This window comes from Allohoeflea poritis (assembly GCF_027889715.1).
Taxonomy (GTDB): Bacteria; Pseudomonadota; Alphaproteobacteria; order Rhizobiales; family Rhizobiaceae; genus Hoeflea_A; species Hoeflea_A poritis.
In genome coordinates, this window is the sequence record NZ_JAPJZH010000021.1 from 16,629 (window position 1) to 41,480 (window position 24,852).

General features: G+C 63.1%; 22 protein-coding genes. 16 read left to right on the forward strand and 6 right to left on the reverse strand.

Translation table 11 applies throughout. From position 1 onward, the window contains the following. Position 1 precedes the first annotated feature (1 nt). The gene (locus OOZ53_RS23225) at positions 2 to 808 is read right to left on the reverse strand and encodes an undecaprenyl-diphosphate phosphatase (RefSeq protein WP_271092149.1); all 807 of its coding nucleotides are present in this window, start codon (positions 806 to 808) and stop codon (positions 2 to 4) included. Positions 809 to 990: 182 nt separating this feature from the next. Between OOZ53_RS23225 and OOZ53_RS23230 the strand changes: the two genes are divergently transcribed. The 4 genes from OOZ53_RS23230 to OOZ53_RS23245 all read left to right on the forward strand — a co-directional run bounded on the left by OOZ53_RS23230 (position 991) and on the right by OOZ53_RS23245 (position 4,711). Continuing rightward, on the forward strand, positions 991 to 1,683 hold the full coding sequence (locus OOZ53_RS23230) for a glutathione S-transferase family protein (RefSeq protein WP_271092150.1): 693 nt from the start codon (positions 991 to 993) through the stop codon (positions 1,681 to 1,683). A 3-nt stretch (positions 1,684 to 1,686) separates the two neighbouring features. Further along, the gene (queG, locus tag OOZ53_RS23235) at positions 1,687 to 2,841 is read left to right on the forward strand and encodes a tRNA epoxyqueuosine(34) reductase QueG (protein ID WP_271092151.1); all 1,155 of its coding nucleotides are present in this window, start codon (positions 1,687 to 1,689) and stop codon (positions 2,839 to 2,841) included. Positions 2,842 to 2,853: 12 nt separating this feature from the next. Beyond that, the gene (locus OOZ53_RS23240) at positions 2,854 to 3,726 is read left to right on the forward strand and encodes an SDR family NAD(P)-dependent oxidoreductase (protein WP_271092152.1); all 873 of its coding nucleotides are present in this window, start codon (positions 2,854 to 2,856) and stop codon (positions 3,724 to 3,726) included. Between the two features lie 82 nt (positions 3,727 to 3,808). Continuing rightward, positions 3,809 to 4,711 (forward strand): alpha/beta hydrolase family protein, encoded by a 903-nt coding sequence (locus tag OOZ53_RS23245; protein WP_271092153.1) that lies wholly within the window; start codon positions 3,809 to 3,811, stop codon positions 4,709 to 4,711. Positions 4,712 to 4,717: 6 nt separating this feature from the next. Here the strand turns inward: OOZ53_RS23245 and OOZ53_RS23250 are convergent, their stop codons facing one another. Next, positions 4,718 to 5,296, reverse strand: a complete 579-nt coding sequence (locus tag OOZ53_RS23250; RefSeq protein ID WP_271092154.1) for a LuxR C-terminal-related transcriptional regulator — start codon at positions 5,294 to 5,296, stop codon at positions 4,718 to 4,720. 94 nt (positions 5,297 to 5,390) lie between these two features. Here OOZ53_RS23250 and OOZ53_RS23255 point away from each other — a divergent pair, with 94 nt between their 5' ends. The 10 genes from OOZ53_RS23255 (at position 5,391) to OOZ53_RS23300 (ending at position 18,019) form a co-directional block, all read left to right on the forward strand. Beyond that, positions 5,391 to 6,680 carry an acetylornithine deacetylase/succinyl-diaminopimelate desuccinylase family protein gene (locus OOZ53_RS23255; RefSeq protein ID WP_271092155.1) on the forward strand — a complete coding sequence of 430 codons (1,290 nt, stop codon included), beginning with the start codon at positions 5,391 to 5,393 and terminating at the stop codon, positions 6,678 to 6,680. Between the two features lie 65 nt (positions 6,681 to 6,745). Beyond that, positions 6,746 to 8,236: an ABC transporter substrate-binding protein gene (locus OOZ53_RS23260; protein WP_271092156.1), complete on the forward strand. Its 1,491-nt coding sequence runs from the start codon at positions 6,746 to 6,748 to the stop codon at positions 8,234 to 8,236. 60 nt (positions 8,237 to 8,296) lie between these two features. Next, complete coding sequence (locus OOZ53_RS23265) at positions 8,297 to 9,247, forward strand: ABC transporter permease (protein WP_271092157.1); 951 nt, start codon at positions 8,297 to 8,299, stop codon at positions 9,245 to 9,247. Between the two features lie 68 nt (positions 9,248 to 9,315). Next, entirely contained in the window at positions 9,316 to 10,113 is a 798-nt protein-coding gene (locus tag OOZ53_RS23270; RefSeq protein WP_425499227.1) for an ABC transporter permease, read from the forward strand. After that, positions 10,113 to 11,759, forward strand: a complete 1,647-nt coding sequence (locus OOZ53_RS23275; protein ID WP_271092158.1) for an ABC transporter ATP-binding protein — start codon at positions 10,113 to 10,115, stop codon at positions 11,757 to 11,759. Before OOZ53_RS23270 ends, OOZ53_RS23275 begins: the two co-directional genes overlap by 1 nt. Beyond that, positions 11,756 to 13,219 (forward strand): aldehyde dehydrogenase family protein, encoded by a 1,464-nt coding sequence (locus OOZ53_RS23280; RefSeq protein WP_271092159.1) that lies wholly within the window; start codon positions 11,756 to 11,758, stop codon positions 13,217 to 13,219. The genes OOZ53_RS23275 and OOZ53_RS23280 overlap by 4 nt, the downstream gene beginning before the upstream one ends. 31 nt (positions 13,220 to 13,250) lie before the next feature. Continuing rightward, complete coding sequence (locus OOZ53_RS23285; protein ID WP_271092160.1) at positions 13,251 to 13,997, forward strand: SDR family oxidoreductase; 747 nt, start codon at positions 13,251 to 13,253, stop codon at positions 13,995 to 13,997. A 258-nt stretch (positions 13,998 to 14,255) separates the two neighbouring features. After that, positions 14,256 to 14,744, forward strand: a complete 489-nt coding sequence (locus OOZ53_RS23290; protein WP_271092162.1) for a (2Fe-2S)-binding protein — start codon at positions 14,256 to 14,258, stop codon at positions 14,742 to 14,744. Between the two features lie 110 nt (positions 14,745 to 14,854). Continuing rightward, positions 14,855 to 17,197: a xanthine dehydrogenase family protein molybdopterin-binding subunit gene (locus tag OOZ53_RS23295; RefSeq protein ID WP_271092163.1), complete on the forward strand. Its 2,343-nt coding sequence runs from the start codon at positions 14,855 to 14,857 to the stop codon at positions 17,195 to 17,197. A gap of 24 nt (positions 17,198 to 17,221) precedes the next feature. Continuing rightward, positions 17,222 to 18,019 (forward strand): FAD binding domain-containing protein, encoded by a 798-nt coding sequence (locus OOZ53_RS23300; RefSeq protein WP_271092164.1) that lies wholly within the window; start codon positions 17,222 to 17,224, stop codon positions 18,017 to 18,019. A 69-nt stretch (positions 18,020 to 18,088) separates the two neighbouring features. Here OOZ53_RS23300 and OOZ53_RS23305 read toward each other — a convergent pair whose 3' ends face one another. After that, a complete protein-coding gene (locus OOZ53_RS23305) occupies positions 18,089 to 18,733 on the reverse strand; it encodes a L,D-transpeptidase (protein WP_271092165.1) in 645 nt (214 codons plus the stop codon). A 238-nt stretch (positions 18,734 to 18,971) separates the two neighbouring features. Here OOZ53_RS23305 and OOZ53_RS23310 point away from each other — a divergent pair, with 238 nt between their 5' ends. Next, positions 18,972 to 19,466 carry an MmcB family DNA repair protein gene (locus OOZ53_RS23310; RefSeq protein ID WP_271092166.1) on the forward strand — a complete coding sequence of 165 codons (495 nt, stop codon included), beginning with the start codon at positions 18,972 to 18,974 and terminating at the stop codon, positions 19,464 to 19,466. Between the two features lie 21 nt (positions 19,467 to 19,487). Here the strand turns inward: OOZ53_RS23310 and OOZ53_RS23315 are convergent, their stop codons facing one another. From OOZ53_RS23315 to hrpB, 3 genes are all read right to left on the reverse strand, one after another. Next, positions 19,488 to 20,057: an ActR/PrrA/RegA family redox response regulator transcription factor gene (locus tag OOZ53_RS23315; protein ID WP_271092167.1), complete on the reverse strand. Its 570-nt coding sequence runs from the start codon at positions 20,055 to 20,057 to the stop codon at positions 19,488 to 19,490. Positions 20,058 to 20,131: 74 nt separating this feature from the next. Continuing rightward, a complete protein-coding gene (locus OOZ53_RS23320) occupies positions 20,132 to 21,445 on the reverse strand; it encodes an ActS/PrrB/RegB family redox-sensitive histidine kinase (RefSeq protein WP_271092168.1) in 1,314 nt (437 codons plus the stop codon). Between the two features lie 18 nt (positions 21,446 to 21,463). After that, positions 21,464 to 23,950 (reverse strand): ATP-dependent helicase HrpB, encoded by a 2,487-nt coding sequence (hrpB, locus tag OOZ53_RS23325; protein WP_271092169.1) that lies wholly within the window; start codon positions 23,948 to 23,950, stop codon positions 21,464 to 21,466. Positions 23,951 to 24,076: 126 nt separating this feature from the next. Between hrpB and OOZ53_RS23330 the strand changes: the two genes are divergently transcribed. Then, entirely contained in the window at positions 24,077 to 24,826 is a 750-nt protein-coding gene (locus OOZ53_RS23330; RefSeq protein ID WP_271092170.1) for an SDR family NAD(P)-dependent oxidoreductase, read from the forward strand. Positions 24,827 to 24,852 lie beyond the last annotated feature (26 nt).

Here is a 24,852-nt window from a genome sequence, read left to right on the forward strand (position 1 = left end):
CCTAAGGCCAGAAATAAAGGCCGATCAGCCCGGCCGTGCCGACAGCGATGCGCCACCAGGCGAAAAGGGCGAAGCCGTAGCGCGAAACGAAATCGAGCAGCGTGCGCACCACGATGACCGCGGTGATGAAGGCGGCGACAAAACCGACCGCGATCACCGTCACATCATTGGCCGAAAGCTGGTTGTAGTTCTGGTAGAGATCATAGGCGAAGGCGCCCGCCATGGTCGGCATGGCAAGGAAGAAGGAGAACTCGGCGGCGGAGCGCTTGTCGGTGCCAAGCAGCAGCGCGCCGGCGATTGTTGCGCCCGAGCGCGACGTGCCGGGGATCATGGCAAGACACTGGATGAGGCCGATCTTCAACGCCAGCGCCAGCGGAAAATCCATCACATCGGTATAGCGCGGCGGGCGCTTGATACGGTCGACCGCCATCAGCACGAAACCGCCGAGGATGAGCACGATGCAGATCAGCAGCGGCGTTTCGAACAGCACCGTCTTGATGAAACTGTAGGCGATGACGCCGATCACCGCCGCCGGCAGGAAGGCAAGCAGGATCGCGAAAACGAAGCGCCGGGCGCGCCAGTCGGTCGGAAAGGCCAGCAGAAGCTGCCACAGCCGCGTGAAATAGACCGAAAGGATCGCCAGGATCGCACCGAGCTGGATCAGCACCTCGAAGGTCTTGCCGGTCGATTCGAAACCCAGGAAATGCCCGGCGAGCAGCAGATGACCGGTCGACGAAACGGGCAGAAACTCCGTCAGCCCTTCCAGAAGGCCAAGCAGCAACGCGCCGGTGATTGTCTGTTCAGCCATCAAGAATTCCTGCTGCGTCCCGATTTTCAAGATGAAGCCATGCCGGATCGGCGCCATACGACCCGGCGGCGGCCATCTTGTTCAAACGCTTTCATTTGAACAAGATGCGCTCTATAGCTTTTTCGCCCGTTATATCCAGATAATTTTGCCGAATCAGCTTCGTGGATAAGATTTAAGACAGTATGCCGACGCTTTATCACCATCCGATGTCCGCAGCGTCCCGTTTCGTGCGGCTGGTGCTTTACGAATATGAACTTGAAGCCGAACTGGTCGAGGAGCGGCCCTGGGAGCAGCGCCCGGACTTTCTTGCGCTGAATCCGGCGGCGACCCTGCCCGTTTATGTCGACGATTCGCTGCAGGCGGTGTGCGGTGCGACGGTCATAGCCGAGTTCATCGACGAGGTCTTCGGGGTTTTCAAGCGTGACCGCAGGCTGCTTCCGGACGAGCCGTTCCGGCGCGCCGAGGTGCGCCGCCTGACCGAGTGGTTCCTGGTCAAGATGGAGCAGGACGTGACGCGCTACTTGGTGCGTGAGCGGGTCTTCAAGCTGCTGATGCCGAAGGAAAACGGTGGCGGCGCCCCGGATTCGAAGGCGCTGCGCACGGCCCGCGCCAACATCCGTCAGCACATGCGCTATCTGGACTGGTTGACCGGCAGCCGTGACTGGCTGGCGGGAAACACGATGAGCTACGCCGATTTTGCCGCGGCCGGCGCGCTGTCCTCGCTCGACTATCTCGGCGAGGTCGGTTGGAGCGAGACGCCGAACGCCAGGGACTGGTATCAGCGGATGAAGTCGCGCCCCTCCATGCGCCCGATTCTCGCCGACCGGATTTCCAGGATCACGCCGGTGTCCCACTACGCGGATCTGGACTTTTGAGCGATGCCGGCGCGTCCGCACAGTCCGCAGCGGTCCGAAAGGCTGAAGGCCTTTCTGGTCGAGGAGGCGCGCGCCGCCGGCTTTGACGTTGCCCGAATTGTCGCGCCCGATGCCATCGAGGACTACGCTCCCGCCGGCCTCGACGCCTATCTGCAGGCCGGCCGTCACGGCACCATGCAATGGATGCAGGAGACGAGAGACCGGCGGAGCGACCCGAGGGTTCTTTGGCCGCAAACGCGCTCGATCCTGATGCTCGGCATGAATTACGGGCCGGACCGCGATCCGCTGGAGGCTCTTGCGCGGCGCGACAGGGCGGTGATCTCGGTCTATGCGCAGAACCGCGACTATCACGACCTGATCAAGGGAAAGCTGAAGGGCGTCGCCGGCCGCTTCGCCGCGCGCGCCGGCGCCGACGTCAAGGTGTTCGTCGACACCGCGCCGGTCATGGAAAAACCGCTTGCCGAACAGGCCGGCATCGGCTGGCAGGGCAAGCACAGCAACCTCGTCAGCCGCGCGTTCGGCTCCTGGCTTTTCCTGGGTTCGATCTTCACGAGCGAGCCGCTGCCGTCCGATGCGCCGGAGACCGATCATTGCGGCTCCTGCCGCGCCTGCCTCGACATCTGTCCGACGGATGCCTTTCCCGCGCCCTACCAGCTCGACGCGCGCCGCTGCATCTCCTACCTGACCATCGAGCACAAGGGTCCGATCCCGCATGAATTCCGGCCCGCGATGGGCAACCGGATCTATGGCTGCGATGACTGCCTGGCCGTGTGCCCGTGGAACAAGTTTGCCAGCGATGCGCACGAAGCCAAACTGAAGGCACGCGACGAACTGAGGGAGCCGGCCCTTGCCGATCTTGCCTGCCTAGACGATGCCGCCTTCCGGGCGCTCTTTTCCGGCTCGCCCGTCAAGCGCATCGGCCGCGACCGCTTCGTGCGCAATGTATTGATCGCCTGCGGCAATTCCGCCGATCCGTCGCTGGCCGGCCATTGCCGCGAGCGCCTGAACGATGCCAGCCCGCAAGTGCGCGGCGCTGCGGTCTGGGCCTTGTCGCGCTTGCTGGAGCGCGAGGAACTCCTTTCACTGGCAGGTCAGGCGAAGCAGGAACCGGATGACACGGTGCGCCACGAGTGGCATAGAGCCCTGGAAACGACATAGGAAATCGAGCGTATGCGTCTCTTTGTTTTCGGTGCCGGCTATTCCGGCCGGGCGATCGCCGGGGAACTTGCCGGCCGGGCCGAATGGGCAGGCGGCACCAGCCGCAGCGCGGACAAATTTGCCGCGCTGGAACGGAACGGTCTCGATCCATTCCTTTTCGACGGCGACAGGATTTCCCCCGAGCTCGCAGCAGCGCTCGCCCGTGTCACGCATCTGGTCCAGTCCATCGCGCCGGACGAGGAGGGCGATCCACTGTTGCGGATTTCCGGTTCCGGCCTGAAGGGCCTGATGCCGAACTTGCAATGGGTGGGCTATCTTTCGACCGTCGGCGTCTACGGCGATCACGATGGCGCCTGGGTCGACGAGGAAACGGCATGCAAGCCGGTTTCGCGGCGCTCGGTCGATCGGCTGCAGGCCGAAACCGCATGGCTCGAAGCGTCAGAAAAGAGCGCGGTTCCGGTCGCCATATTGCGGCTGTCCGGAATTTACGGCCCGGGCCGCAACGCCTTCGTCAATATCGGCCGTGGACGGGCGCGGCGTCTGGTCAAGCCCGGTCAGGTCTTCAACCGCATCCATGTTTCAGACATCGCCGGCGCGAGTGCGCATCTGATCGCAGAGCAAACCGGCGGAATCTGGAACGTGACCGACGATCTGCCGGCCCCGCCGCAGGATGTGGTTCTTTATGCCTGCGAGCTGATGGGCGTCGAGCCGCCGCCGGAGATCGATTTCGATACCGCCGACCTTTCGCCGATGGCGCGGTCCTTTTACGGCGAATGCAAGCGCGTCTCCAACCGCAAGCTGAAGGAAAGCGGCTATCAATTCCGATATCGCGACTACAGAAGCGCGCTTGAAGCCCTCTGGCGCGATGGCAATTGGGCCGCTTAAGCGCCCCTTGGCCCGGCGGTGGGATTGTGCCACCATCGCCGCAAAGCCGACGAAAAAGATGATCGATTTGGGAGGATCCGCGATGAAGGGCAGGCTCACATATCTGGCAATCGTTTTTTGTGCTGCGCTCCTGCTGGCCGTCCCCGATGGCAGCGTCAACGCCGCCGAGAAGAACGTTCAGTTCCGGGTCGATGGAAAGTCGGTCGTCGGAACGCTGGAAACGCCGGACAACGCGGCGGAACCGGCACCGGTCGTGCTCATGCTTCACGGTTTCACCGGCTCGCGCGACGAACTGCCCGTCAAGGACACCGATGAGGGCGTCTTTGCCCGCACGGCCCGGCAGCTGGCGGAAAATGGCTATGCCAGCCTGCGCATCGATTTTCGCGGGTCTGGCGAAAGCCAGGGCGCCTGGGAGGACACCACCTTCTCCGGCCAGATCGCCGATGCCGTGGCGGCAATCGACTGGCTGAAAAGCAGCCAGGAGATCGACAACGACAACATCTCAATCCTCGGCTGGAGCCAGGGCGGCCTTGTCGCCGCGCACGCCGCGGCCGAGCGGCCGGATGTCAAATCGGTGATCCTGTGGGCCCCGGTGACCAATCCGATGGCCACCTATTCGGGTCTGCTCGGCAGCGAGACGGTGATGAAGGCCATCGCCGGCGCGCCGGAAACGCCGCATACGGTCAAGCTGCCCTGGGGTGTCGACACGACGCTCAAGGGCGCCTTCTACCAGGAGATGCCCGTCACCAGCCCGGCGGCGGCCATCGCCGGCTATGAAGGCCCGCTGATGGTCATTGTCGGCACCAGGGATACGCTGGTGGTGCCGCAGCCGGCGGCCGGGCAGATCCTGCTGAACTATCATCCCGGCAAACAGCAGCTTGTGGTCTTCGACACCGATCATGTCTGGGACGCGTTTTCAGGTCCTGGAACGCTCGACGGGCAGATGATCCCGACCACCCTTAAATGGCTCGAGGAAAATCGCTAGCCCGGGCTAAACCGGCGCACTGCCCAGATGCGCCAGCAGCTCGGTCACGTTGCTGGCGTTGAATTTCTTCAACAGCCGTGAGCGGTAATATTCCACCGTACGCGGCGAAATGCCGATGAGGCGCGCGATCTCCTTGCTGGTCTTGCCGCCCAAAAGGTGCGTGACGATCTGCCGTTCGCGCGCCGAAAGCTCCAGATAGGGCCTGTGGTCCGAGATATCGGCGTAACTCAGGATCGCCCGCTGCAGCGGTTCGTCCGGCGTCAGGCTGTGCGCCCGGAAACGGCACCAGAAAAGGCTGCCGTCCTTGCGCGGCATGATGCGCTCGTCGGTATACTGGCCGCCGATCTTCAGCGCCTGCAGGCCGATATCCCGGATCTGCTCGAAATCCTCGTTGGAGGCATAGAGCACGCGGAAGGACTGGCCGATGAGCTCGTCTTTTTCATATCCGAAAATATCGGCGAATGTCCGGTTGCAGGCACGAATGATGCGGTTTTCCGTCAACACGAGACCGATCGGCGCGTTATCGAACGCAAGATCGCACAGGGTGCGGTAATCGGGTTCATCGCGTTTCGATCCTGAAGACACTTCGTAGTCCTACGGTATTGCGGCAACCGGCCCATGCCGGAAATATCTGTTTCTTGTAATGAAATTCAACGGGTTTGCGTAGGGGTACCGTACCATGAGCGAGACGGGCACTGCGGTGGCATTTACGGATGAAATCGCGGCGCGTCGCGATGAACTGATCGCGCTGACGCAGGACCTTATCCGCATTCCGACGCTCAATCCGCCCGGCGAGGCCTATCTGGAGATTTGCGAATATCTCGCCGCCAGGCTGCGCGCCCGCCGTTTCGACATCGAGATGGTCCGTGCCTTCGGAACCCCGGGGGACAGCGACAAATATCCGCGCTGGAATGTGGTTGCCCGCCGCGAAGGCCGGATGACGGGCGCCTGTGTGCATTTCAACTCCCATATCGATGTGGTCGAGGTCGGGCACGGCTGGACCACGGACCCTTTCGGCGGTGAACTGATCGACGGCAAGATCTACGGGCGCGGCTCCTGTGACATGAAAGGCGGTCTGGCGGCCTCCATCATCGCCGCCGAGGTCTTCATCGATACCCATCCGGATTTCGCCGGCGCCATCGAGATTTCCGGCACGGCCGATGAGGAGACCGGCGGCTATGGCGGCGTGGCCTATCTGGCGGAGAAAGGCTTCTTCGACCCGCAGCGCGTCCAGCATGTCATCATCCCCGAGCCGCTGAACAAGGACCGGGTCTGCCTCGGTCACCGCGGCGTCTGGTGGGCGGAGATCGAGACCAGAGGCCACATCGCCCACGGTTCCATGCCGTTCCTGGGTGATTGCGCGGTGCGTCACATGGGCGCGGTGCTGCGGGAATTCGAAACCAGCCTGTATCCGGCGCTGGCCGAGAAACGCACCGCGATGCCGGTCGTTCCCGAGGGCGCGCGCCAATCGACGATGAATATCAATTCGATGCATGGCGGGCAGGCAGAGCCAGAGCCGGATTTTACCGGCTTTCCCTCCGCCTGCGTTCCCGATTCCTGCCGCATGGTCGTCGACCGGCGCTACATCATCGAGGAAGATCCCGAGGACGTGCGTCGGGAAGTCGTCGACCTTCTTGAAAAGGTCAGCGCCGAGCGCGAGGGGTTTTCCTATGACCTCAAGGAGCTGTGGCATGTCAGCCCGACCATGACCGACGAGAACGCGCCGGTCGTGCGCTCGGTATCGAAATCAATCGAGAAGGTGCTCGACAAGAGCCCCGAATATGTCGTTTCACCGGGAACCTACGATCAGAAGCATATCGATCGCATCGGCCGGCTGAAGGATTGCATCGCCTACGGGCCCGGCATATTGGATCTGGCGCACCAGCCCGATGAATATGTCGGCGTCGACGATATGATCGATTCGGCCAAGGTCATGGCACTGTCGCTGAAGGACTTGCTCGGCGCTTGATATGCCGCAGCGCGAAAAGCTATGGTCTCGGAGAATAACAGGGAACCGTAACTGGAGGAAAAAAGATGACATCAGCTTTCAAGGCGCTGGCTTTCGCGGGGGCCCTCGCGGTTTCGACCGCGCTTTCGCCGGCCGCGTTTGCGGCGAAAACCGACATAACGGTCGGCGCGCAGCTCGAGCCGCCGAACCTCGACCCGACATCCGGCGCCGCCGGTGCCATCGACACGGTCACATATTCGAACATTTTCGAGGGCCTGACCCGCTTCGGCCCGGACGGCAGCATCAATCCCGGACTTGCCGAATCCTGGTCGATTTCCGACGATGGCAAGGTCTATACCTTCAACCTGCGCAAGGGCGTGAAGTTCCATGACGGAACGGACATGACCGCAGATGACGTGAAGTTCTCGCTGGAGCGTATCGGCGCGGAAGAATCGACCAACGCCCAGAAGGCGCTTTACGCGGACATCGAATCGGTCGAGGTGGTCGATCCGCACACCGTCAAGGTGATGCTGTCCAAGCCGAACGGCAGCATGCTGTTCAACCTGGCCTGGGGCGATGCCGTGATCGTCGCGCCCGAAACCATCGCCAACAATGCGACCAATCCGGTCGGAACCGGCGCCTTCGTCTTCAAGGACTGGGTCCAGGGCGACCGGGTCGAGCTTGAGCGCAATGCGGACTACTGGGGCGAGCCGGCGAAACTCGAAAAGGTGACATTCAAGTTCATCTCCGACCCGAACGCGGCCTTTGCCGCCGTCATGGCCGGCGATGTCGATGCCTTCATGCCGTTCCCGGCGCCGGAGAACCTGCCGCAATTTGCTGCCGACCCGCGCTTCCGGGTGATTGCCGGTTCCACGGAAGGCGAAACCATCCTGTCGACCAACAACAAGATGCCGCCGCTGGACAATCCCAAGGTGCGTGAGGCGATCGCCCATGCCATCGACCGGCAGGCGATCATCGACGGTGCCATGTTCGGCTACGGAACGCCCATCGGCACGCATTTCGCGCCGCACCACCCGTCCTATCTCGACCTGACGGCACAGTCGAACTACGACCCGGAAAAAGCCAAGGCGCTGCTTGCCGAGGCCGGCCATCCGGACGGTTTCAAGACAACGCTGAAGCTGCCGCCGCCATCCTATGCGCGCCGTGGCGGCGAGATCATCGCCTCGCAACTGCGCGATATCGGCATCGAGACCGAGATCAGCAACCTGGAATGGGCGCAGTGGCTGGAGCAGGTCTTCAAGGGCAAGGACTACGGCCTGACCATCGTCTCCCACACCGAGCCGTTCGATATCGGCATCTATGCCCGTCCGGACTATTACTTCCAGTATGACAATCCGGAATTCCAGAAGATCATCGAGGATCTCAACAACACGGCCGACCCGGAAGAGCGTGACCGGCTGGTCAAGCAGGCCCAGAAGAAGATCGCCGACGACTATGTCAACGGCTATCTCTTCCAGCTTGCCAACACCGGCGTCGTCAACGCCAAGCTGCAGGGAGTCTGGGAAAATGCTCCGACCCAGGCAGCCGACATGACCGCAGTCTACTGGGAAGACTGATAAAGCTGAGGGAGCCGCAAAGCGGCTCCCTTTCCGCGGCAACGATTTCGAACCGGTTCCATGCTCCCCTATATGATCAAAAGGCTGGTCTCGCTGACCATCAGTCTCATGGCTGCGAGCCTGGTCATCTTTTTCGTAATCGAGGTGGTTCCGGGCGATCCGGCCTCCTTCATGCTGGGGCTGAACGCATCTCCTGAAACCGTCGCGGCGCTTCGCGACAGCCTTGGGCTGAACGCGCCCGCGCCGATGCGTTACTGGCAGTGGATCACCGGCCTCGTACAGGGCGAGTTCGGCATCAGCTACACCTACAAGGTCCCTGTCAGCGAGCTCATAGCCGACCGTTTCTGGGTGTCGATGCCGCTGTCTGTCTACGCCCTGATGCTTTCGACCGCGATCGCGTTTCCGGTCGGCGTGATTGCGGCCGCGAGGCGCAATTCACCGACGGACGTCTCGATCATGGGTGTCACCCAGCTTGGCGTCGCGGTTCCGAATTTCTGGTTCGCCATGCTGCTGGTGCTGCTGTTCTCGATCACGCTGCGCTGGTTCTCCGCCGGCGGCTTCCCCGGCTGGGAGGCCGGGTTCTTCGCCTGCATGAAGGCGCTGACTCTGCCGGCCATCGCGCTTGCCCTGCCACAGGCCTCCATCCTGGCGCGGGTCATGCGCTCCTCGCTGCTCGACACGCTGGGCGAGGATTTTGTTCGCACCGCGAGGGCCAAGGGGCTGACCCGGCGTCAGGCGCTCTGGCGCCATGCGCTGCGCAACGCGCTCATTCCGGTCCTGACCATCATCGGCCTGCAGTTTTCCTTCCTGCTGGCCGGCGCCATTATCATCGAAAACGTGTTCTTCCTGCCCGGCCTCGGCCGGCTGGTTTTCCAGAGCATCACCCAGCGCGACCTCATCGTCGTCAAGAGCGTCATCTTCCTTCTCGTCTTCGCGGTCATCCTCGTCACCTTCATCGTCGACGTGACCTACGCGATCGTCGATCCGAGATTGCGGAGGGCGCGGGCATGACCGATATGAATGTCGAGCCGTCCCTGCGCATGGGCGTGGTGCTTGCGGCCCTGCGCACGCCGAGCTTCATGATCGGCCTGGTTCTGACGCTTGTCTTCCTGTTCGCCGCGCTGCTCTCCTTTGTCTGGACGCCCTATGACGTGACCCAGCTTGAGATTGCCAACAAGCTGAAGACACCGTCCGCCACACACTGGTTCGGGACCGACGCTTTCGGCCGCGACATCTTTTCCATGGTCATGATCGGCGCGCGGGTCTCCATCGCCGTCGCCCTCATCGCCGTCGGCATCGGCATCGTGATTGGTGTGCCGCTGGGCCTGCTCGCGGCGGCCAGGCACGGCACGCTGCTCGACGAGATCGTCATGCGCGCCAACGATCTTGTCTTCGCCTTCCCGGCGCTCCTGATGGCGATCATGATCACCGCCGTTTTCGGGCCGAGCGCGGTCAATGCGATCATCGCCATCGGCATTTTCAACATCCCGGTGTTCGCGCGGCTGTCGCGCGGCGCGGCTCTGTCGCTCTGGCAGCGCGACTATGTGCTTGCCGCAAGGGTTGCCGGAAAGGGCCGCACGCTTATTTCCGCCGAGCACATCCTGCCGAACATCACCAATCTCCTGATCGTCCAGGGTACGATCCAGTTCTCCCTTGGCATCCTCGCCGAGGCGGGCCTTGCCTATGTGGGTCTCGGCACGCAGCCGCCGCTGCCGAGCTGGGGGCGCATGCTGTCCGAGGCCCAGACGATGATCTATATCGCACCGCATCTGGCGATCTTTCCGGGCCTTGCCATCGTTTTCACCGTTCTCGGGCTCAACCTGATGGGCGACGGGCTGCGCGACATTTTCGATCCGAAGCTCAGGCGGGCGCGCTGATGGCCTTGCTGGAGATTGAAAAGCTGAACGTGTCGATCAAGGGAACGCCGATCCTACGCGACGTCGGCCTCGGCGTCGATGCGGGCGAGGTCCTGGGCGTCGTCGGCGAATCGGGATCGGGAAAATCCATGACCGCCATGGCGATCATGCAGTTGCTTCCGGTCGGCACCGAATGGAACGGCGCGGTTCGCCTCGGCGGAAAGGCGCTCGAGACCTTCAGCGAGAAAGACATGTGCGCCCTGCGCGGCAACGAGATCGGCATGGTTTTCCAGGAGCCGATGACGGCGCTAAACCCGGTGCAGACGATCGGTGACCAGGTGGCCGAGACGATCCTCGTGCATTCGGGCAAGTCGCGGCGCGAGGCGCGACGCATTGCCCGCGAGGCGCTGAACCGCGTCGGCCTGCCGGAGGACCGTTTTCCGCTCGACCGCTATCCGCACGACCTGTCCGGCGGCCAGCGCCAGCGCGTGGTCATTGCCATGGCCATCGCGTTGCGGCCCAAACTGCTGATCGCCGACGAGCCGACGACCGCGCTGGACGTGACCACGCAGGCGCAGATCCTCAAGCTTCTGAAAAAGCTCGTCGACGAGGATGGGATGGGGATGATCCTGATCACCCATGATCTCGCGGTCGTTGCCGACATGGCCGATCACATCGCCATCATGAAGGACGGTGAGGTCGTCGAAGCCGGCGATACGGTGACATTGTTCCGCGAAATGAAGCACCCCTATACGCGATCGCTGTTCGAGGCGTCGAACCATGTGCCCTCGCGCAACCCGGTCAATGTGCCGGGCCGCGGCAAGCCGGTGATCGAGGTCTCCGGTGTCGTGCGCGACTACCCGTTGCCGCGCCGCTCGCTCTTTTCCGCGCCGGGTCATTTCCGTGCCGTCGACCACGTATCGCTGGCCATAGGGCGGGGCGAGAATGTCGGGCTGGTCGGCGAAAGCGGCTGTGGAAAATCGACACTGACCCGCGCCATCCTGGCCCTGGACCCGGTTCAGTCCGGGGAAATCAAACTGGATGGCGGCGTTTTCTCGACCCATGGCCACGGCCCGGACCGTGACATGCGCCGCCGCGTGCAGGTTGTTTTCCAGGATCCCTACAGCTCGTTCAACCCGCGTCATCGCGTCGACCGGCTGATCGCCGAACCGTTCTTCCTGCTCGACGAACAGCCCGATCGCGAAGAGCGGCACAGGCGCATCAACGAGGCGCTGGTCAATGTCGGCCTGCAGCCGTCCGATGCGCACAAATATATCCACGAATTTTCCGGCGGGCAGCGCCAGCGCATCGCCATCGCCCGGGCGCTGATCATCGAACCGTCGCTGATCGTGCTTGACGAGGCGGTTTCTGCGCTGGATGTCTCGATACGGGCGCAGATTCTCGATCTCCTCGCCGATCTTTCGGACCGGCTGGCCATTTCGTATCTGTTCATATCGCACGATCTTTCGGTGGTGCGCGCCATCACCGACCGGGTTCTGGTCATGAAATCCGGCAAGGTGGTCGAAGAAGGCCTCACTGAGGACGTTTTCCGCAATCCGCGGCATCCCTACACGAAGGAACTGCTGGCGGCGACACCGGTTCTCGACGAGGCGCTGAAGGCCCGCGAGGCGCGCGCGGCGGCAAGCGGTTTGGGAGCTTCATCATGAATCTGGGCGACAGGCTGGGTTTCGATCCGGCGAAGATATTCATCAATGGCGAATGGATCGCCCCGTCCGGCGGGCGCACGCTGGCGCTGGAAAATCCCTCAACCGGAGAAACCGTCGGGCAGATCGCACGCGGCGAGGCCGCCGATATCGATGCCGCGGTTGCCGCGGCCCGCTCGGCCTTGCAGGGCGCCTGGGGCGCGCTCACAGCGCTTGAGCGCGGCCGCGTTCTGACCCGGATGGGCCAGGCGGTTCTGGACAATGTCGATCTGCTTGCAGAACTGGAGGCCGCCGATGTCGGCAAGCCGCTGACACAGGCCCGCAATGATGCGGTTGCGTTGGCGCGTTACCTGGAGTTCTATGGCGGCGCGGCCGACAAGGTTCACGGCCAGACGATCCCCTATCTCGACGGCTATACGGTCTATACGTTGCGCGAGCCGCATGGCGTTACCGGACATATCGTGCCGTGGAACTATCCCATGCAGATCATCGGCCGCTCGGTCGGCGGGGCGCTTGCCATGGGCAATGCCGCCGTGCTGAAACCGGCTGAGGAGGCGTGTCTGACGGCGCTCGCCTTCGCGAATATCGCACGGGAATCGGGCCTGCCGGAAGGCGCGCTCAACGTCGTTCCGGGGCTCGGCGAAGAGGCCGGGGCGGCGCTGTCCGCACATCCGGGCATAAACCACATTTCCTTTACCGGATCGGTCGGTGTCGGATCGCTGGTTCAGGCCGCCGCTGCCGCGAATGTGGTTCCCGTCACGCTGGAACTTGGCGGCAAGTCGCCCCAGCTCGTCTTCGATGATGCCGATATCGACAAGGCGCTGCCGTTCCTCGTCAATGCCGGCATCCAGAACGCCGGCCAGACCTGTTCGGCCTCTTCACGTATCCTCGTGCACCGCAATGTCCATGAGGAGGTCGTCGGCCGCATGGCTGAGCGCTACGGCAATCTGCGCGTCGGACCGGCCGCCGACGATCTCGATGTCGGGCCGCTGATCTCCGCCCGCCAGAAGGAGATCGTTTCCGGCTTTCTGGATCTTGCCCGTCGGGATGATCTGGCAATCGCGGCGAGCGGCAACATTGTTCCGGATGCGCCTGCCGGCGGCCACTATGTCGCGCCGGCGCTTATAGCCGGCGTTTCGTCCGGCCACGCCCTGGCGCAGGACGAGATTTTCGGACCGGTTCAGGTCGTCATCCCCTTCGAGGACGAAGAGGAGGCCGTCGCCATTGCCAACGGCACCGATTACGGCCTGGTTGCAGGCGTCTGGACCCGCGACGGGGGCCGTCAGATGCGCCTTGCCAAGGCCATCCATACCGGACAGGTTTTCATCAACAATTACGGCGCCGGCGGCGGTGTAGAACTGCCTTTCGGCGGCATCGGGAAATCCGGTCACGGCCGGGAGAAGGGCTTCGAGGCGCTATACGGCTTCTCGGTTCTGAAAACCGTTGCCGCGCATCACGGCTGATATCGCGAATGGAATTTCGGAGGTAAGAGCAATGAGATTGGAAGGCAAAGCGGCCATCGTCACCGGTGGCGCATCCGGGTTCGGAGCCGGTATCGTCAGCAAATTTGTTGCCGAGGGCGCCCGTGTCATGGTGGCCGACATCAATGCGGACGCCGCCGCCGAATTCGCCGCCTCGACGGGCGACGCTGCCATTGCCCACACGGTCGACGTTTCGGATTCGATCAGCGTCGAAGCCATGGCGGACGCGGCGCTTACGGCATTCGGCAAGGTCGACATTCTGGTCAACAATGCCGGCGTCACCCATCTTCCGACGCCTCTGGAAGAGGTCACCGAAGAGGAATTCGACCGTGTGCTCGCCGTCAATGCGAAATCCGTTTACCTGACGGCCCGGTCCATCGTTCCGGGGATGAAGCAGCGCGGCGGCGGTGCGATCCTCAACGTCGCGTCGACGGCCGGTGTCAGCCCGCGGCCGAACCTGAACTGGTACAATGCCTCCAAGGGCTGGATGATCACGGCATCGAAGACCATGGCGGTCGAGCTCGCGCCGCACGGTATCCGCGTCAACGCCATCTGCCCGGTGGCCGGAGAAACGCCGCTGCTGAAGAGTTTCCTTGGCGAGGATACGCCCGAGATGCGCGCCAAATTCCTGTCGACCATCCCGATCGGCCGCTTCTCGACGCCCGAGGACATGGGCAATGCCGCCTGCTACCTGTGTTCGGACGAAGCATCCATGGTCACGGGTGTCGCGATGGAAGTGGATGGCGGGCGCTGCATCTGACGGATTGTGCTTTAGTCGAATAGACGACTGTCCGGTCGACTTTTTCGAACCGGCTATCCTGTTCAGGCTTGACACATTGTAGCTGTGCTGGCTCCATTGAATTAGACGAATTAAAAACGGTGCGGCGGCATTTTCCGACCGTATCGCAAAATTGCGTACCGGTCCGGCGTCCAAATTTCACCGATGGCGGCCCAATCAATGGAATTAAAAATCCGCTGGCATATGTACCAATGTCAGAGCGTATCTGGGAGGAGTTAAATGGCAAGCATATCGATGACTGTTAACGGTCGCGCGGTCAGCGGCGAGGCCGAGGACCGAACGCTGCTGGTTGAGTTTCTGCGCAACAATCTGGGGCTGACCGGCACACATGTCGGCTGCGACACGTCGCAGTGCGGCGCATGCGTCGTTCACGTCGACGGCGATGCGGTGAAGTCCTGCACGATGCTTGCCGCTCAGGCCAATGGGTCCGACGTCAAGACGATCGAGGGCCTTGCTTCCGGCGGCGAATTGCACCCTGTTCAAAAAGCCTTTCACGAAAATCATGGCCTGCAATGCGGTTTCTGCACGCCGGGCATGATCATGGCGGCAACCGAGATGATCAATCGCCACGGCGCGTCGCTCGACGAGAAGACCGTGCGCGAGGAACTGGAAGGCAATATCTGCCGCTGCACCGGTTACCACAACATCGTCAAGGCAATCCTGGCCGCCGCTCAAGAGATGGGCGGCGCGCAGCAGGCAGCCGAATAGGTCAATTTTACGCGGAGCGGCCGGCCGGCTTTCGGGACAGTGTTCCCGGGTTTGCGCGGAGGAGCGCATCGGTCGGGTCCGGCAACGCCCGCTGAACGGAGGAATCACCAATGGGTGCTGAAGGAATTGGCGCAAGGATCGCGCGCAAGGAAGACAAGCGTTTCATCACCGGCAAGGGCCGTTACACCGACGATATGGTCGTGCCGGGCATGAAGCATGCGATGTTCGTGCGCAGCCCGCATGCCCATGCGAAGATCACGGGAATCAACAAGGACGCGGCGCTGGCCGTGCCCGGCGTCATCGACGTGCTCGATGGCAAGCAGCTTACGGAAGACGGGATCGGCAATCTGATCTGCGGCTGGATGATCCACTCCAAGGACGGCTCGCCCATGAATATGGGTGCATGGCGTCCGTTGGCCGACGACAAGGTCCGCTATGTCGGCGATGCGGTCGCGATCGTCGTGGCCGACACCAAGGCGCAGGCACGCGAAGGCGCCGAAGCGGTTCAGGTCGATTACGAGGAACTGCCGTCGGCGACCGACATCGAGGCGGCAATGGCGGACGGCGCGCCGCAGATCCATGATGAGGCCGCGAACAATCTGATCTACGACTGGGAGATCGGTGAATCCACGGCAACCGACGCGGCGCTGGCAAGTGCGGCGCATGTCACCGAGATGGACATTGTCAACAACCGGCTGATCCCCAACGCCATGGAGCCGCGCGCCGCGCTCGGCCTCTATGACGAGGCGGAGGATCATTACACCTGTTGGACGACCTCGCAGAACCCGCATGTCGCCCGGCTGGTGATGAGCGCGTTCTACAATGTCGCGCCGGAGAACAAGCTTCGGGTGATCGCGCCGGATGTCGGCGGCGGCTTCGGGTCCAAGATTTTCATCTATCCGGAAGAAGTTGTCTGTCTCTGGGCGTCCAGACGCACCGGCGTTCCGGTGAAATGGGTCGCCGACAGGACCGAATCCTTCCTGTGCGACGCCCATGGGCGGGACCATATCTCCAACGTCAAGATCGGCTTCGATTCGGAAAACCGCATCACCGCGCTGAAGGTCGACACCATCGCCAATCTCGGCGCCTATATGTCGCTGTTCTCTTCGTCGGTTCCGACCTATCTCTACGCGACGTTGCTTTCGGGCCAGTACAACATCGCCAACATTCACGCCAACGTGCGCACGGTCTACACCAACACCGCACCGGTCGATGCCTATCGCGGCGCCGGCCGGCCCGAGGCATGCTACCTGATCGAGCGGGTCATGGAGACGGCGGCGCGCGAACTGGGCGTGAGCCCGGCGGAACTGCGGCGCAAGAACTTCGTCACCGAGTTCCCGCATCAGACCCCGGTCATCATGGCCTATGATGCCGGCGATTTCGGCGCTTCGCTCGATGCGGCCATGCAGGCTGCCGATTACAGCGGCTTTGCCGCCCGCAAGGCGGAAGCGGCGGGACGCGGCAAGCTGCGCGGCATCGGCATGAGCTGCTACATCGAGGCCTGCGGCATCGCGCCGTCCCAGGCGGTCGGCGCGCTGGGCGCCGGTGTCGGCCTTTGGGAATCGGCCGAGGTCCGGGTCAATGCGGTCGGCACGATCGAGGTTCTGACCGGCTCGCACAGCCACGGTCAGGGCCACGAGACAACCTTCGCGCAACTGGTCGCCGATCGGCTCGGCGTTGGCATCGATACCGTCTCGATTGTCCATGGCGATACCGACAAGGTGCAGATGGGCATGGGGACTTACGGCTCCCGCTCCGGTGCCGTCGGCATGTCGGCGATCTCCGTGGCCCTCGACAAGGTCGAGGCCAAGGCCAAGAAGATCGCCGCCCATCTCATGGAGGCCGACGAGGCCGATATTGAAATCGACAGCGGCGAGCTGAAGGTCGCCGGAACCGACAAGACGCTTCCCTGGTTCCAGATGGCGCTGGCAGCCTATACGGCACACAATCTGCCGGAGGGCATGGAGCCGGGCCTCAAGGAAACCGCCTTCTTCGACCCGGCGAACTTCACTTTCCCGGCCGGTTGCTACATCTGCGAGGTGGAAATCGATCCGGACACCGGCGTGACGGAGGTCGTCCAGTTCGTTGCTTCCGACGATTTCGGCACCATCATCAACCCGATGATCGTCGAAGGCCAGGTCCATGGCGGTGTCGTTCAGGGGATCGGCCAGGCAATGCTCGAGGGCTGCGCCTACGATGCGGAATCGGGCCAGCTGCTGACCGCCAGCTACATGGACTACACCATGCCGCGGGCCGACGATATTCCCTCCATTGATGTCTCGACCACCAAGACGGAATGCCCGTCCAACCCGTTGGGCATGAAGGGCTGTGGCGAAGCCGGAGCGATCGGCTCACCGCCGGCGGTGATCAACGCCATCACGGACGCCATCGGCAACAACGACCTGACCATGCCCGCGACGCCGCAGACGGTGTGGGCGGCGATCAATCGTTGAGTTCGAAGAGGAAAGGACACTGACATGTACAAAACGACCTACCATCGTGCTTCCTCTGTCGAAGAAGCCGCAAGCCTGATCTCCGGCGCCGACGACGGCAAGCTTCTTGCCGGCGGGCAGACGCTCATCCCGACGATGAAGCAGCGCCTTGCCGCGCCGAGCGATGTCGTCGATCTGCGTCATATCGCCGATCTGAAGGGCATCTCGGTTGCCGGAAGCACGGTCACCATCGGTGCCGGCACCACCCATGCGGATGTCGCGAATTCGGCCGAGGTCCGCAGTGCCTGCCCGGCGCTTGCCGACCTTGCGTCGAATATCGGCGATCCGCATGTGCGCAATATGGGCACCATCGGCGGGTCCATCGCCAACAACGATCCAGCGGCCGATTATCCGGCGGCCATGGTGGCGCTCAATGCGACCATTCACACCAACAGCCGGCAGATCGGTGCGGATGATTTCTTCACCGGCATGTTCGAGACCGCGCTGAACGACGGCGAGATCATAACGGCCGTCAGCTTCGACGCGCCCGAGAAAGCTGCCTATCAGAAGTTCCCGAACCCGGCTTCGCGTTATGCGATGGCCGGTGTTTTCGTCGCCAAGAGTGGCGGCGGCGTTCGTGTTGGTGTCACGGGCGCCGGGAGTGACGGTGTGTTCCGGGCCTCCAACATGGAATCGGCGCTGAGCGCCAGTTTCTCCGGCGGCGCGCTGGACGGCGCTTCGGTCGATCCGTCGGACATGCTTTCCGATCTCCACGGTTCGTCCGAATATCGCGCGAATCTGGTCAAGGTCATGGCGAAGCGGGCGGTTGAGGCCGCAGGCTGAAAAAGATAGCCGCAAACAAAAACCGCCCGGCAGGAACCGGGCGGTTTTTTGTTCAATCAGTGCCACTTGCTACTGGATTACGACAACCTTGGCGTCCTTGCCCGGCTTTACGCGGGAGTAAAGGTCGATGACATCCTGATTCATCAGCCGGATACAGCCGGATGAGGCCGCCGTGCCTATGGATTTCCATTCCGGCGAGCCGTGCAGACGGTACAGCGTGTCCTTGCCATTCTTGTCGAACAGGTACAGCGCCCGCGCACCCAGCGGATTGCTCAGCCCCGGATCCTGCCCGCCATTGGCGTATTTCTTCAGCCGCGGCTCGCGGGCGATCATCTCTTTCGGCGGATGCCAGCGCGGCCAGGGCTGCTTCCATTTGACATAGGCCTCGCCTTCCCAGGCGAAACCGGCACGCCCGACGCCGATGCCGTAACGCACCGCCTTGTTGCCGGGCAGGATGAAATAGAGGTGCCGCTGCTTGGTGTTGACGATGATGGTCCCGGGTTTTTCCTTGGTGAAATAGGAAACGATCTGGCGATGGTACTTTTTCGGAACCCGGTCGATCGGCACGGCGGGGATATTGTAGCCGCCGTCCTTAACCGCGCCATATTCACTTGTATATATCTGCCGCGATATTTCCGGCCCGCCGCTGACGCAGCCCGACAGCGCCAGCACGGCGGCCAGACCCAATCCAGATAAAGTTCTGCGAAATTTCATGCTTGCCCCTCTGCGGTCCGAATCGCCGGAATGTCCACGCCGCAATTTTTTACACTATGGTTTATTTTTTATTACACTCGCCAATTCAAGGTCTGGTGGCATGTAAATATTTCGTGAGCGTGCACTTGCCGGGCGAATATGGCATTCCTGCAACGGCTTTGCGGGCTTGAAAAGGCGTCGCCGCCATGTCAGCCTGCGCGCAGAACATTAAAAGAACATCCGCAAGGCGTATTGGACAATGCCGATCGTGTCACCCCATCCGGAACCGAGTCTCGTCGACGGTCGTCAGTCGGAGCGCGCCTTGCTCGTGCGGCGCGGCGTCCAGCGGCTCTTCGGCGAACTGAAGCATTCCGTGTTGCCGGAGCTTGGTCTGGCAAGCGGCAGGCGCGCCGATCTGATCGCCCTTTCGGAAAAAGGCGAGTTCTGGATTGTCGAAATCAAATCCTCGATCGAGGATCTGCGGGCGGACAGCAAGTGGCCGGATTACCGCAGCCATTGCGACCGGCTGTTCTTTGCAACCCATCCCGGCGTTCCGTTGGACATCTTTCCGCAGGATTGCGGCATGATCCTGTCGGACGGCTATGGCGCGGAGATCGTGCGCGACGCGCCGCTGCACAAGCTGGCGCCGGCGACCCGCAAGGCCTTGACGCTCCGCTTCGCGCGCATCGGCGCCGACCGGCTGCTCATCGCCGAGCAGTTGGCCTATCAGCAGACCGAAGGCGAGGCCAGATAGGCCGACGCCTCTTCTTCTACCTTACCGCGGTGCCCGTTTTGCCAGGATGCGCTGCAGCGTGCGCCGGTGCATGTTGAGCCGGCGCGCGGTTTCGGAGACATTGCGGTCGCACATCTCGTAGACGCGCTGGATATGTTCCCAGCGGACCCGGTCGGCCGACATCGGATTTTCCGGCGGCTCGACCTTTTCACCCGGTTTTCGGGTCAGAGCCGCGAACACGTCGTCGGCGTCGGCGGGTTTGGCGAGATAGTCTATGGCACCGAGTTTCACGGCATTGACCGCGGTCGCGATATTGCCGTAGCCGGTCAGCATCACGATGCGCGTGTCCTCGCGCGCTGCGCGGATCTCCTCGATCAGCTCCAGGCCGTTGCCGTCACTCAGGCGCAAGTCCACGACCGCATATTTGGGCGGATCGGATTTGATCACGGCACGGCCGGCGGCAACGGATTCGGCGAGTTCAACGGTAAATCCCCGGCTTTCCATGGCACGGCCGATGCGGCGCAGGAACGGCCCGTCGTCGTCGACGATCAGCAGCGTCGCTTCTTCGCCGATCAGCTCGTTATTGTCGTTATTTCCCGGTTGCGTATTCATGGCAGAGCGATTCCTCAACTCAAATCACGCTACCACATAAGGCCCTCGCCAAAAAAAGCCAATATCGCCGAGGATCAACCCTCTGTCCGCTCCATGGCCGGCCTCGGCCAGGAAACCGTCACCGACGCACCTTTTCCGCTCTCGCGATTGGCGAACTCCAGCGTCGCCCCAGACCGCTCCAGAAGCGTCTTGGCGATGAACAGGCCAAGGCCGAGCCCTCCGGCGCTCGGCTCGTTCGAATGGCCACGCTGGCTGACAAAGGGATCGCCGATCCGCGACAAAACGTCCTGTGGAAACCCCGGCCCGTCGTCGCAGATGCGGATAATCACATGATCGGCATCGCATTCGCTTTCGACCTCGACTGTGGATCTGGCAAAATCGACGGCGTTTTCCAGCAGATTCCCGAGGCCGTGAATAATGCCCGCATTGCGCTGGCCGACCGGCTCGCCCTCCGGTCCGGTCTTTCGCGCCACCTTGATCTCGACGCCGAATTCCCGGTGCGGCGCGATCACTTCTTCGACGAGTGAAGACAGGGGTAGCCGGCTCATAAGTTCCTCATCGGACGAGGAGAGCGTCGCGAGCCGGCGCATGATGTCCCGGCAGCGCTCGCTTTGCGAACGCAGCAATTGCACGTCTTCGCCGAAGCGCTCGTCGTCGCCCAGCGCCCGTTCCATCTCCCTGGCGACGACGGTGATGGTCGCCAGCGGGGTGCCGAGCTCATGCGCGGCGGCGGCGGCAAGACCGTCGAGCGCCGACAGGTGCTGCTCGCGCTGCAGCGTGAACTCCGTCGCCATCAGCGCGTCGGCAAGCTCTTCGGCCTCGGCGGAGACCCGGTAGGCATAAAACGCGGCGAAGGCGGCCGTCGACACGATTGCAATCCAGTTGCCGACGATCAGCACGAGCGGCGCTTCGAAGCTCTCGCCCGGATACCAGGGCAAGGGCCGGTGGTAGAAGGCGAGCACCGTCACAGCAGCCACCGCCGTGATCCCAAGCACGACGATGTTGCGCACCGGCAGCGAGGCGGAAGCGACGATGACAGGAACGCAGATCAGCACCGAGAATGGATTGGCAAGGCCGCCGGTGATGAACAACAGGCCGAAGAGCTGCAGGATGTCGAGGCCGAGGACGAGGGTCGATGTCGCCGGGCTGAGACGATGTGTCGCGGGATATCTGATGCGCAGCGCGATGTTGAGCAGCGCCAGGCAGGCAATCAGCAGGAAGCACGAGGCGACCGGCAGTGGAAACCCGAAGCCGTATGCGACGCCGAGAACGGTTACGCTCTGACCGATGATCGCCAGCGTGCGCAGGCGGATGAGTGTGCGCATCCGCAAATGACTGGCGTGGCGGGTCTCTGCCGGATAGTCGGTATAGCTCATGGTGGCCTGCATGTTTTCTTCGCTGCGATCTTATCGCTTGCGTGGATGTTTGACACGTCGGGTCGCCTCGGCAGATGCCGGGTCCTGCGGCCAGGGGTGCTTCGGATAGCGCCCCCGCATATCGGCGCGCACATCCGCCCAGGAGCCTTTCCAGAAACCGGGCAGGTCGCGCGTTGTCTGGATCGGGCGCTGTGCCGGGGACAGAAGTTCGAGCAGGAGCGGCACCCTGCCGCCGGCCAGTGACGGATGTTGCGTCACGCCGAAAAGCTCCTGCACGCGCACGGCCAGAACCGGTTCTTCCCCGTCATAGCGGATCGGCAGTTTCGAACCGGCGGGCGTTTCGAAATGGGTCGGGGCCAGACGGTCGAGCTCCCGGTGCAGTTCGAAAGGGACCAGCGCCGTCAGGCCATTCGTCACGCTTGCGGGTTCGATCCGGGAAAAGCTTGTGACGCCGGTCACGAAGGGCGCAAACCAGACGTCCGCTGAAGCAAGCAACGCGTTGTCCGAGACATCCGGCCAGGGATCTCCGACATGGCGGCGCAGCCAGGCGAGCCGGTCGCGCAATTGCCTTGCTGCGGCAGTCCAGGGCAGGGCGTCGATGCCGGCCAGGCGCAGCCCCGAGACGAGTGCGTCGCACACGGCCTCTTGCGAGGCATCGGGCAACGGCCGCTCTTCGAGCACAAGTTCGCCCAGGCGTCGCCGCCGCCGTGCCTTGACGCCGCGCGTCTTGCGGTCGAAGGAAACCTCGTCGGTTTCGACAATCTGTTTGCCGAGCGCCGATTCAATCGTCTCGGCGTCGATCCGTGCGGCCGAGAGAATGCGTTGCGAGGCCGCCTGGCCGGTGAGATCCGGAATAACGACAAATGCTTCGCGCGCGAGATTGACGTGGTCATCGACAAACGCGCCGCGGCCATTTGCGAGGCCGAATCGCGTCTTGCCGTCCGATGAGCCGCGTGAACGCGCCACGCGATCGGCGAATCCTGCCAGAAGCAGCGGCCCGACCGCCGGAGGCGGACCCTGTGCCGCTTTTCCTGAATTCGTTGCGCCCGCTGTTCCGGCAATCCGCCGCGCCAATGCCCGAGCACTTTGCGCCCGCTTGCTGCGGTCGCCGCGAAACCGTTGCCAGCGTTCATCGAGATCGATCGATGGTCCGCCCAGCCCCTGTTCGCTCATCAGCACCGCAAGCTCGGCCGCCTCCGCCGCCATGTTCTTCTCGGCCGCGGCAACGACAATCGCCGCCGAGCGCACGGGAAGGCCCAGCCCGCGCATGGTCTCACCGCCTTTTGTCAGCCGGCCGTCCGTATCCAGCGCGCCCAGCGACTGCAACAGCGTGCGTGCCTCGTTGACAGCCGGCGCCGGCGGCGGGTCGATGAAGCGCAGGCTTGCCGGATCCGCCACGCCCCAGGCGGCGCAATCAAGCAGGAGATTGCCGAGGTCGCTCGCAAGGATCTGCGGCGGTGTGAAGGCAGGCAGGGCCGTTGTCTGCTCTGCCCGCCACAGCCGGACGGCGACACCCGGCTCCGTGCGTCCTGCGCGACCGGCGCGCTGATCGGCGGAGGCGCGGGAAACCCGGACCGTCTCGAGCCTGGTGATGCCGGTGGAAGGTTCGAAAACCGGCAGGCGCTGCTGGCCGCTGTCGATGACGATACGCACCCCGTCGATGGTGATCGAGGTCTCCGCAATCGCCGTCGACAGCACGACCTTGCGCGTGCCCGGCTCCGGCGGGCGGATCGCCGCGTCCTGTTCCCTGCCGCTGAGATCACCGAAGAGCGGCGCGATGATCGCCTTGGCCGTACCTGTTTCTTCAAGCAGTTCCGCCGTGCGGCGGATTTCCCGCTGACCGGGCAGAAAGGCGAGGATCGAGCCGCTTTCATTTTCCAGCGCTTCCACGATGATACGCCGCACCGCCTCTTCGGTCCGCTCGCCGGGGCGGCGTTCCTGGTAGCGGACATCCACCGGATAGGCGCGGCCGGTGCTTTCGATGACGGGCGCATCGTCCATCAGCGCCGACACGCGCGTCACGTCCAATGTTGCCGACATGACGAGAATGCGCAGCTCCTCGCGCAAGGCCGACTGGACATCGAGGGCCAGCGCAAGGCCGAAATCGGCATCGAGCGATCGCTCGTGGAATTCGTCGAACAGCACGGCCGCCACGCCCGGCAGGTCCGGCGCGGCGAGGATCATCCGGGTAAAGATGCCCTCTGTCAGGACCTCGATGCGCGTTTTGCCTGAAACCCTTGTGTCCAGCCGCGTCCTGTAGCCGACCGTGCCGCCCACCTCTTCGCCGATCAGCCGTGCCATCTGGCGCGCGCTTGCCCGTGCCGCCAGGCGCCGTGGCTCCAGCACGATGATCTTGCCGTCGCCGCGCCAGGGTGCCGACAGAAGATGCAGCGGAACCAGCGTTGTCTTGCCGGCTCCGGGCGGCGCGGCAAGCACGGCGGATACGTGCTTCTCAAGCGCCTCCATCAAGGCCGGCACGGCTTCGCTGACGGGAAGGTCTGGCAGGTTCCACTTCATGGACTTGCTCTAACAGGAGCGCTGCGGACCGGCAATCAGGGGAGCCGATTTCCGATCCGGCCCTCGCTATCGCGGGCCTTGTGCGTTACATAGGGGATCAATGGCATTGCCTCCCGGAGAACTGACATGAGCGATCAGCCCAGCCGCAAGACTTTGGTTTTGACCGGTGCAAGCCGCGGCATCGGCCATGCAACCGTCAAGCGGTTTTCCGCCGACGGCTGGCGCGTGATCACCTGCTCGCGGCAGGATTTTGCGGAGAACTGTCCCTGGCCGGCAGGCCCGGAAGATCACATCAAGATCGACCTGTCCGATCCCGAGGATGTCGGCAGCGCGGTCGCCGAGATCCGCCACCGGCTGGACAAGGAAGGCGGCCAGTTGCATGCGCTGGTCAACAATGCCGGCATTTCGCCGAAAACGGCCGAAGGCGCCCGTCTCAACTCCGTGGAAACGCCGATGCACATCTGGCGCGATGTCTTCCAGGTGAATTTCTTCGCGCCCATCCTGCTGGCGCGCGGCCTGTTCAAGGAACTCGCGGCGGCTAAGGGCTCGGTCGTCAATGTCACGTCCATCGCCGGATCCCGGGTCCACCCCTTCGCCGGCACCGCCTATGCGACATCGAAGGCGGCGCTGGCATCGTTGACGCGTGAGATGGCCGCCGATTTCGGCCCGCACGGCATCCGCGTCAATGCGATTGCGCCGGGAGAGATCGAGACGGCGATCCTGTCGCCGGGGACGGAGAAGATCGTCGAGAACATCCCGTTGCGCCGGCTGGGATCCACCGAGGAAGTCGCGGAAACCATCTATTTTCTGTGCGCCGACGCCTCGTCCTACGTGTCGGGCAGCGAAATACACATCAATGGCGGCCAGCACGTTTAGGTGTTTGATCCCAGGATTTGTTGGCG

Coding starts and splice junctions, on each gene's coding strand:
- OOZ53_RS23320 (WP_271092168.1), bottom strand. CDS start 21,445: ATGCAGGCCACCATGAGCTATACCGACTATCCGGCAGAGACCCGCCAC.
- OOZ53_RS23230 (WP_271092150.1), top strand. CDS start 991: ATGCCGACGCTTTATCACCATCCGATGTCCGCAGCGTCCCGTTTCGTG.
- OOZ53_RS23305 (WP_271092165.1), bottom strand. CDS start 18,733: ATGAAATTTCGCAGAACTTTATCTGGATTGGGTCTGGCCGCCGTGCTG.
- OOZ53_RS23290 (WP_271092162.1), top strand. CDS start 14,256: ATGGCAAGCATATCGATGACTGTTAACGGTCGCGCGGTCAGCGGCGAG.
- OOZ53_RS23240 (WP_271092152.1), top strand. CDS start 2,854: ATGCGTCTCTTTGTTTTCGGTGCCGGCTATTCCGGCCGGGCGATCGCC.
- OOZ53_RS23310 (WP_271092166.1), top strand. CDS start 18,972: ATGCCGATCGTGTCACCCCATCCGGAACCGAGTCTCGTCGACGGTCGT.
- OOZ53_RS23330 (WP_271092170.1), top strand. CDS start 24,077: ATGAGCGATCAGCCCAGCCGCAAGACTTTGGTTTTGACCGGTGCAAGC.
- OOZ53_RS23300 (WP_271092164.1), top strand. CDS start 17,222: ATGTACAAAACGACCTACCATCGTGCTTCCTCTGTCGAAGAAGCCGCA.
- OOZ53_RS23270 (WP_425499227.1), top strand. CDS start 9,316: ATGATCGGCCTGGTTCTGACGCTTGTCTTCCTGTTCGCCGCGCTGCTC.
- OOZ53_RS23295 (WP_271092163.1), top strand. CDS start 14,855: ATGGGTGCTGAAGGAATTGGCGCAAGGATCGCGCGCAAGGAAGACAAG.
- OOZ53_RS23255 (WP_271092155.1), top strand. CDS start 5,391: ATGAGCGAGACGGGCACTGCGGTGGCATTTACGGATGAAATCGCGGCG.
- OOZ53_RS23245 (WP_271092153.1), top strand. CDS start 3,809: ATGAAGGGCAGGCTCACATATCTGGCAATCGTTTTTTGTGCTGCGCTC.
- OOZ53_RS23265 (WP_271092157.1), top strand. CDS start 8,297: ATGCTCCCCTATATGATCAAAAGGCTGGTCTCGCTGACCATCAGTCTC.
- OOZ53_RS23260 (WP_271092156.1), top strand. CDS start 6,746: ATGACATCAGCTTTCAAGGCGCTGGCTTTCGCGGGGGCCCTCGCGGTT.
- OOZ53_RS23315 (WP_271092167.1), bottom strand. CDS start 20,057: ATGAATACGCAACCGGGAAATAACGACAATAACGAGCTGATCGGCGAA.
- OOZ53_RS23275 (WP_271092158.1), top strand. CDS start 10,113: ATGGCCTTGCTGGAGATTGAAAAGCTGAACGTGTCGATCAAGGGAACG.
- queG (WP_271092151.1), top strand. CDS start 1,687: ATGCCGGCGCGTCCGCACAGTCCGCAGCGGTCCGAAAGGCTGAAGGCC.
- OOZ53_RS23225 (WP_271092149.1), bottom strand. CDS start 808: ATGGCTGAACAGACAATCACCGGCGCGTTGCTGCTTGGCCTTCTGGAA.
- hrpB (WP_271092169.1), bottom strand. CDS start 23,950: ATGAAGTGGAACCTGCCAGACCTTCCCGTCAGCGAAGCCGTGCCGGCC.
- OOZ53_RS23280 (WP_271092159.1), top strand. CDS start 11,756: ATGAATCTGGGCGACAGGCTGGGTTTCGATCCGGCGAAGATATTCATC.
- OOZ53_RS23285 (WP_271092160.1), top strand. CDS start 13,251: ATGAGATTGGAAGGCAAAGCGGCCATCGTCACCGGTGGCGCATCCGGG.